The sequence below is a fragment of the Cellulomonas sp. P5_C6 genome, assembly GCF_054049635.1.
On sequence record NZ_JBFULZ010000201.1, the window covers coordinates 1 to 7,288 of the forward strand.

The following is a 7,288-nucleotide window of genomic DNA, read 5'->3' on the forward strand; positions in this document are numbered from 1 at the left end:
CTGGTCGACGATCGCGGGAACCGTCGCGCTCACGGCCCTCGCCGTGGTCACGCTCGGCTGAGAGCATCACGCCGGGCCCATCCCGGCGTTGCCCGTGGCCACCGGTGCGGCGGCACGAGCGGCGCGAGCCATCTTGCGCTCGGACGGGATGCGCTTCTGCCGAGGGTCGAACGCGTCGCGCAGACCGTCGCCGATGAAGTTGATGCACAGCGCGATCACGACGATGAACAGACCCGGCCACCAGAACAGCCACGGACGCGTGGTGAACGCCTCCTGGTACTGGCTGATCAGCAGGCCGAGCGAGATCGCCGGCGACTTGATGCCGACGCCGAGGTAGGACAGTGCCGTCTCCAGCAGGATCGCGGAGCTCATGAGCAGCGTCGTGTTGACGATGATCACGCCGATCGCGTTCGGGATCATGTGCTTGAACATGATCCGCGTGTTGCTGGCACCGGCGACGCGGGCGGCGTCGACGAACTCCCGCTCCCTCAGGGTCAGGAAGTCGCCACGCACCAGGCGCGCCAGCGTGGTCCACGAGATGAGCCCGAGGAACGCGCCGAAGATGATCGGGTTGTTGCCGCCGGCCAGCTGACCGAGCACCGCGCCGATGACGATGACCGGCATGGTGATGACCAGGTCGGTGATGCGCATCAGCAGGTTGTCGGTGCGGCCGCGCATGAAGCCGGCGAGGGCGCCGACGACGATGCCGACCACGGTCGCGATGACGCCGACCGTCACCATGATGACCAGCGAGGTCTGCGTGCCGCGCATGACGCGGGCGAACACGTCGCGCCCGATCTCGTCCTGCCCGAACGGGTGGTCACCCCAGATGAACCAGATGCCGCCGTCGCCGCCGAGCCAGCTGGGGCGCTGGATGGTCGGGTGGCCGCCGTTGATCACGGGGAGCGGGGTGTTCGGCTTCCACTGCCACCAGCCGGTCCACCCGCCGACGCCGATGGAGGTCACCGCGAGGAGGACGACACCGATGAGGACGACGGCGGCGACCATGGCACCGCGGTGCCGCAGGAACCGGCGACGGACGATCTGACCCTGCGAGAGGCCTTCGACCTCGCGCAGCTCGATCGCGTTCTCGACGGTGTCGATCTGTCCGTCGTTCGGGCCGCCGGGCGTGTTGTTCATGTCGGTGCTCATGCGTTCACCCGAATTCGCGGGTCGAGGGCGGCGTAGATCAGGTCGGCGACGATGTTCGCGATGATCGCGAGCGCGGCGACGATCAGCAGGTACGCCATCACGGGATCGATCTCGGCCTGCGTCAGGGAGTGCAGGAACAGCGTGCCCATGCCTGGCCGGGCGAACACCCTCTCCGTGATGATCGCGCCACSCAGCAGGGTGATGATGTCGATCGGGACGACCRTCGCCAGCGGGATCAGCGTGTTGCGGAAGCCGTGCCGCATGATGACCGTCCGCTCCGGCAGGCCCTTGGACCGCGCCGTGCGGATGTAGTCCTGGTTCATCACCTCGAGCATGCTGGCCCGCGAGTACCGGGTGTACGCGGCGAAGCCGATGAGCAGCAGCGCGATCGTCGGCAGCACCAGGTGCGTGAACGTGTCGAGCGTCTGCACCCAGAAGTTGCYGCCCAGGTTCGGGGTGCGGTCACCGATCGTCGCGATCGGGCGACCACCGATGGACGGCGCGGCGTTGTACGCCGGCCAGACGGCCATGACGCGGTCGACGAAGATCATGCCCGCGATGATGAAGGCGGTGAGCGCCGCGGTCCGTGCCGAGACCCCGCGGTCGGGACCGCCCCACGCGTAGCCGACTCCGATGCCGACCGCGATGGTGATGAGCGCCAGCCCGAGCATCAGCAGCCAGGACTCGTCCACGTTCTTGAAGAACACCCGCAGGGGCAGGTACAGGAAGAGGCCGATCGCGACGACGGTCAGCGAGGCGCCCAGCGCGCGACGGTTCTTCAGACCCGTGGACAGCGTGGTGACCGCCAGAGCCGTCGCCGTGCCCAGGACCGCGAGCAGGAACGGGTTGATGTTCGGCGAGGTCCACCAGTCGGTGAGCTGGAGGTAGGCGAACATCGCGATCGTCGCGCCGGCGCTGATGGCGAAGGTGACCAGCCGCTGCTTGACGTCACCGCCGATGGCCAGGCTCCACAGCAGGCCGAACAGCAGGCCGATGAAGATGATGACGGCCCACGAGATGACGGGGTCCGCGAGGAAGTCGTTGAAGCCGATGGCGCCCCACTGCTTGAGCAGCACCGCGACCCAGAAGGCCGGCAGCGAGTACAGGAGGAACGACACGAAGATGATGAGGTAGTCGAACGAGCTGTACTGCCGCAGCGCGCTCACGATGCCGACGGCCACACCGAAGATCACGGCCAGCACGGTGGCGGCGGTGACCAGCTGCAGCGTCGACAGGATCGCGCCCTGCAGGAGGCTCGAGACGGACTGACCGCTCACCCACGCGATACCGAGATCGCCGTGGAGCAGGTCGCCCAGCCACTTGAAGTAGCGGATCACGACCGGTGTGTTCAGGTCGAGCAGCACGATCCGGTCGGCGATCAGCTGCGCCTTGTTCGGCGCGGTCGACTGCCGCAGGTCCTGGAACGGGTCCATGGACGCAGAGACGAGCAGGTACATGGCGAACGTCGAGACGAACAGCGTCGCCAGTCCGGCKMGTGTTCGTCGCCACAGGAAGGAGAGCATGGAACGTGGAACCTCACGGTTGAGGAGTTGCGCACCGGCCGCCGAAGTCTACGCGGGCAGTACGTGCAGGGCCGCCCGAAGCCCGGGTGGGGCGGCGAGCGGGTGGGGATTCCCGAGCATCGTTGCTCGGTCTGGCGCGTCGAAGTGTAAGCACACGCGATGGGGGCGGCGGAGCCTCTCGGCTCCCCCGCCCCCACGCGGTCAGATCAGCGGATCACTCAGCTGCTGGCGGAAGGAGACGCCGTCGCGGCGACCTTCCAGTCCCAGAAGCCGTAGAAGATCGTCGGGCTGATGCTGATGGGCGACGGGCCCGTGAGCTTCGAGCTCCAGGCGTGGATGCCCGGGAACTGGAAGATCGTGGTACCGAACGCGTCCTTCCACAGCTCCTGCTCGACCTTCAGCTGGAGCTGGTACTGCTCGTCGGGGTCCGTGGAGACCGCGAGCTGGTCGAACAGACCGTCGACCGTGGTGTTGCTGTAGTGGCCGTAGTTGTTCACGCCACCGGTGCGGAAGTTCGCGTCCGACTCGGTGACGGCGGTGGAGTTGGACTGCCACCCGAACAGCGACGCGTCGTACTGGTCCTGCTGCGTGGCCAGCTTGGTGCCCCACTCGGTGGCGGGCGCCGAGGCGTCGACCATCGTGAAGCCGGCAGCAGCCTCGGACTCCGTCATGAGCGCGAGCTCGTTGACGCGGCGCGGGTTGTCACCGTTGAACGCGAGACGGACGTTGATCGGACCGGCCACGCCGGCCTCGGCGAGGATCTGAGCCGCCTTGGCCGGGTCGGCCTTCAGCGGGTAGTCGGCCGAGCCGTTGTTGGCGACCATGTCGGCGTAGTTCGGCGAACCCGGGAGGAGGATCTGCGAGTTGCGGACCTCGGCCTTGGGGTTCAGCGGGACGATCAGGTTGTCGACGATCTCCTGGCGCGGCATGGCCGTCAGGAACGCCTTGCGGACGGCCAGCGCCTTGGCGGCGTCGCCACCGTAGGTCGCGGGGTCGAACGGGCCGGCGTTGTCGAACACCAGGTCGACGTGCTCGTAGGTGCCCTCGATCGCGTTGTCGATCTCGACGCTCGGCAGCGCCTGGAGCGCCGTCAGGACGTCAGCCGAGGCCTGCGGGCCGATGAGGTCGACCTCACCGTTCTGCAGCGCCTGGACCTGACCCATCGGGTCGGAGACGTAGCGGACCGTGATGGTGTCCGGGCCGGTGCCGTGGTCGCCCTTGTACTTGGCGTTCTTCTTGAGCGTCAGGTACTGGTTCTCGACGAAGTCCGTGATGAGGTACGGGCCGTTGGCGACGAGCAGCTTCGGGTCCGTCGGCATCTTGGTGAACTCGGTGCCGTGGTTCCAGAACTCCGCGACCTTCAGCAGGCTCGCGTTGTCCTTGTCCTGCACGGCCTTGACCAGGGCGTCGGTGGCCTCGGTGGCGTCCTCGATGCCGAGGGCCTCCTCGGCGGCGATGTGCGCCGGGACCGTGGCGGACGTGAAGTTGAGCTCCCAGTCACCGAACGGCTTGTCGTAGACGTAGGTGATCGTCTTGCCGTCATCGGAGATGGTCGGCGTCTGCGTCACGAAGGCCGCACCCGGGGTGACGCCGTCGAAGTAGACATCCTTCGTCGCGTCGTAGATCGGGTTGCCGTCGTCGTCCGTCTCGGTCGGCGAGACCGTGTTCAGCGCGCCCGACGTGCCGGCCCAGTTGAGCAGCATGTCCGCGGCGGTGACGGGGGTGCCGTCCGACCACTGCGCGTCGTCGCTCAGCGTGTACTTCACCGTCAGCGGGTCGTCCGAGGTCTTCTCGTACGTGCCGAACGCGGTGTTCTTCTGGAGCTTGAGGTCCGGGTCGTAGTAGTTGAACGACTCGGTCGTCAGGTAGGTGATGTTCGCGTTCTGGGTCGCGTTGCCGTTCACCGAGGACGTGTTGGTCTCGTTGAGCGGGGACTCCCACGCGACGTTGACCGAGGTCTCCTGGTTGATACCCGAGTCATCGCCCGTGTTGTCGCCGTTGTCGCCGCTGCTGCACGCGGCGAGCGCGAGAAGGCTCAGCGTGGCGACCGCGCCGGTCGCGGCCTTCCGGTTGATCTTCAATGTTCCTCCTGAAGCGGTGGTGGACCCCGCCGGTCACGCATGCGTCGATGGTCACGGCGCACACGAGCACAGAGCCCGCCAGGGGTTGCCGATACGTTAGTCATGCCCTGGCCGACAAATCGGACAGCAGCCAAGTCGTGTGACGATCGTTACGTGATTGATACTGGCGGGTACGTCCGACATGTGAGATGGACACACCGCGGAAACATCCGGTTCACGTGTCCGAAGCACCACCAGAAGGGTGGCGCGCGGCAAAAACTGCCGCTCCCGCCCCGGTCATCTGCTATGGCGCTCGCGCGACCCGATGGCCTCGATCACGGGTGGCGACCGGCGACAATCGTGCGATGACTTTCACCGCGACGGTACGCCGCCTGGGACGCACCCGCTGGTTCGCGAGGATCGGCCGCGTGACGTCGGGTGTGGACCGTCGCCTGCAGAAGGCCACCGCCGGCCGCCTGAGCGTCCTCGGGCGCCCGACCCTCCCCCAGCTCATCCTCACGACGACCGGTCGCAAGTCCGGCGAGCCGCGCGAGGCCGTCCTGCTGTACGCCGTCGACGGTGACGGCTGGGTGCTTATCGGTTCGAACTGGGGGCAGGAGCACCACCCCGCGTGGTCGGGCAACCTGCTGGCGACGCCCGCCGCGACCGTGACGATCGGCGGCGTGACCACGCCCGTCGTCGCGACGTTGGCCGACGACGACGAACGCGCCCGCCTGCTGCCCGCCCTGCTGGACGTGTGGCCGGGGTACGACGACTACGCCGCCCGCGCCGGACGCGAGCTGCGCGTCTTCCGGCTCGCGCCGGCCTGAGAGCCACCACCCGCGAGCGCCACCCCCACGGATCGGGCCCCGACGCTCGCGAACGCCTGGCTCACGCCGAGGGCGCGCCTCGCGAGCGCCGACGGTACGCGCGGGCCTTCATGACGTCGCCGCACTCGTTCATCGAGCACCAACGGCCCGAGCGGTTCCGCGACCCGTCGTAGTAGATCCACTGGCAGTCGGGGTTGGCGCACGCCTTGAGCCGCGGCCACTCCCCCGCCGCGTGCGCCCTGTGCACGTCGGCGAGAAGATCCGCGACGAGCCCGCCGCCACCCGCGGGTGTCAGGCGGACGGCTCCGTCGTCGAATGTCACGACCAGGGGGTGCGTCGCGGCGAGCGCGCCGAGCGCGACCGCGTCCCCTGTCACGAGGTAGTGGCGCAGTGCGTCGCGGAGGTCGCGCAGCGGGAGCTGGCCGGTACCCGCCAGGTGGTCGACCCCGTGGAACCGGTCGTCTGTGTTGAGCAGAGCACGGACGCGCTCGAGGGCGCCCGGTGCGATGCCCGGCTCGGCACCCAGGGAGACCCATGCCAGGAGCGGGTCGGGGCGGGTGATCTCGGGAACGGCTACCTCCTGGGCGTCGAAGCTGCATTGACGTCGCCTACACATAGCCACGATAGTCGTCACCATCGTAGTGGTTTTGCTAGTGACGCACGATTCCGAGAGACGAGGAACCCATGACGACCGCCACGACCGAGAAGCCCGGCTGCGACACCTCGGACATGCTGACGATCCACGCCCTGTTCCGGCGGGCCTTCACCGACGCTCCCGTACTGGTGCGGGGCGTCCGGGACTCCGACATCGGTCGGATGGGCCGTGTCGCCGGGCACGTGCGCGAGCTCGCGGGCGCCCTGCACCGCCACCACCAGGGCGAGGACCTGCTGCTGTGGGACACCCTCGAGCAGCGCGCGCCGTCCTGCGCCCTGCACGTCGGTCTCATGCGGGCCCAGCACTCGGCCACGGCTCAGCAGCTCGAGCGGCTCGACGGGCTGATGGCCGCCTGGGAGGCCGGCGCCGGCGCGACCGAGCGGGATGCAGTCGCCGCACTGCTCGACGAGGTCCGCGACACCCTCCTGGAACACCTCGGGCAGGAGGAGACGCAGATCCTGCCCATGGCGTCGACCGTGATGTCCCAGCGCGAGTGGGACCTGCTGCACGAGCACGGCATGGCGGCGATCCCGAAGGACCGGATGTTCCTGCAGCTCGGCTGGATCCTCGAGGTCGTCCCCGCCGGCGAGCAGTCTGGCTGGCTGCGCACCAACCTCCCGGCGCCGGCCCGGGTGCTGTGGCGGCTGGTCGGCAGACGGCAGTTCGCCGCGCACCGGGCCCGGGTCTACGGGGCGTGACTCAGCCGCGTCGTCGGGCCACGAACACCATCTCGCGGCCCGGACGGTCCGGCGCCTCGCGGACGTCGACCACGTCGAAGCCCGCCCGGTCGAGGGAGCGCTCGACGGTCGCGCGATCACGGAACCGCAGGGTCGAGTCCGAGGTGAGCACCGCCCCGTCCGAGGCGAAGACGTAGGACGCGCGGAACGTCACGAGCTCGCCGACGACCCCCGTGACCTCGACCCATGTCTCGACCAGCCCGACGCCGGGGACGTCGGTCGCCTCGTAGGTCGCCTCCCGCGTCCAGCCCCGCCACGCCGCGACCTCGGGGACGCGGGTCTCGAAGACCAGGTGGCCGCCAGGCACGACGGCGCCGCGCACGCCCTCGAG

At 68.7% G+C, this 7,288-nt stretch carries 6 protein-coding genes and 1 pseudogene; 2 read left to right on the forward strand and 5 right to left on the reverse strand.

Annotated features, from left to right (window positions below):
- Positions 1 to 66 precede the first annotated feature (66 nt).
- The 3 genes from ACXJKG_RS17670 to ACXJKG_RS17680 all read right to left on the reverse strand — a co-directional run bounded on the left by ACXJKG_RS17670 (position 67) and on the right by ACXJKG_RS17680 (position 4,756).
- Complete coding sequence (locus tag ACXJKG_RS17670) at positions 67 to 1,152, reverse strand: ABC transporter permease (protein ID WP_456847051.1); 1,086 nt, start codon at positions 1,150 to 1,152, stop codon at positions 67 to 69.
- Positions 1,149 to 2,675 (reverse strand): ABC transporter permease, encoded by a 1,527-nt coding sequence (locus tag ACXJKG_RS17675; RefSeq protein ID WP_456847052.1) that lies wholly within the window; start codon positions 2,673 to 2,675, stop codon positions 1,149 to 1,151. Before ACXJKG_RS17675 ends, ACXJKG_RS17670 begins: the two co-directional genes overlap by 4 nt.
- A gap of 218 nt (positions 2,676 to 2,893) precedes the next feature.
- Positions 2,894 to 4,756 (reverse strand): ABC transporter family substrate-binding protein, encoded by a 1,863-nt coding sequence (locus tag ACXJKG_RS17680; RefSeq protein ID WP_456847053.1) that lies wholly within the window; start codon positions 4,754 to 4,756, stop codon positions 2,894 to 2,896.
- A 344-nt stretch (positions 4,757 to 5,100) separates the two neighbouring features.
- On the opposite strand from ACXJKG_RS17680, the gene ACXJKG_RS17685 reads away from it, so the two are divergent.
- Positions 5,101 to 5,565 carry a nitroreductase family deazaflavin-dependent oxidoreductase gene (locus ACXJKG_RS17685; RefSeq protein ID WP_456847054.1) on the forward strand — a complete coding sequence of 155 codons (465 nt, stop codon included), beginning with the start codon at positions 5,101 to 5,103 and terminating at the stop codon, positions 5,563 to 5,565.
- Between the two features lie 61 nt (positions 5,566 to 5,626).
- Here ACXJKG_RS17685 and ACXJKG_RS17690 read toward each other — a convergent pair whose 3' ends face one another.
- Complete coding sequence (locus ACXJKG_RS17690; protein WP_456847055.1) at positions 5,627 to 6,181, reverse strand: CGNR zinc finger domain-containing protein; 555 nt, start codon at positions 6,179 to 6,181, stop codon at positions 5,627 to 5,629.
- A gap of 68 nt (positions 6,182 to 6,249) precedes the next feature.
- Here ACXJKG_RS17690 and ACXJKG_RS17695 point away from each other — a divergent pair, with 68 nt between their 5' ends.
- Positions 6,250 to 6,918, forward strand: a complete 669-nt coding sequence (locus ACXJKG_RS17695; RefSeq protein WP_456847056.1) for a hemerythrin domain-containing protein — start codon at positions 6,250 to 6,252, stop codon at positions 6,916 to 6,918.
- A 1-nt stretch (position 6,919) separates the two neighbouring features.
- Here ACXJKG_RS17695 and ACXJKG_RS17700 read toward each other — a convergent pair.
- A pseudogene (locus ACXJKG_RS17700) lies at positions 6,920 to 7,288 on the reverse strand (class I SAM-dependent methyltransferase); the annotation flags it as partial.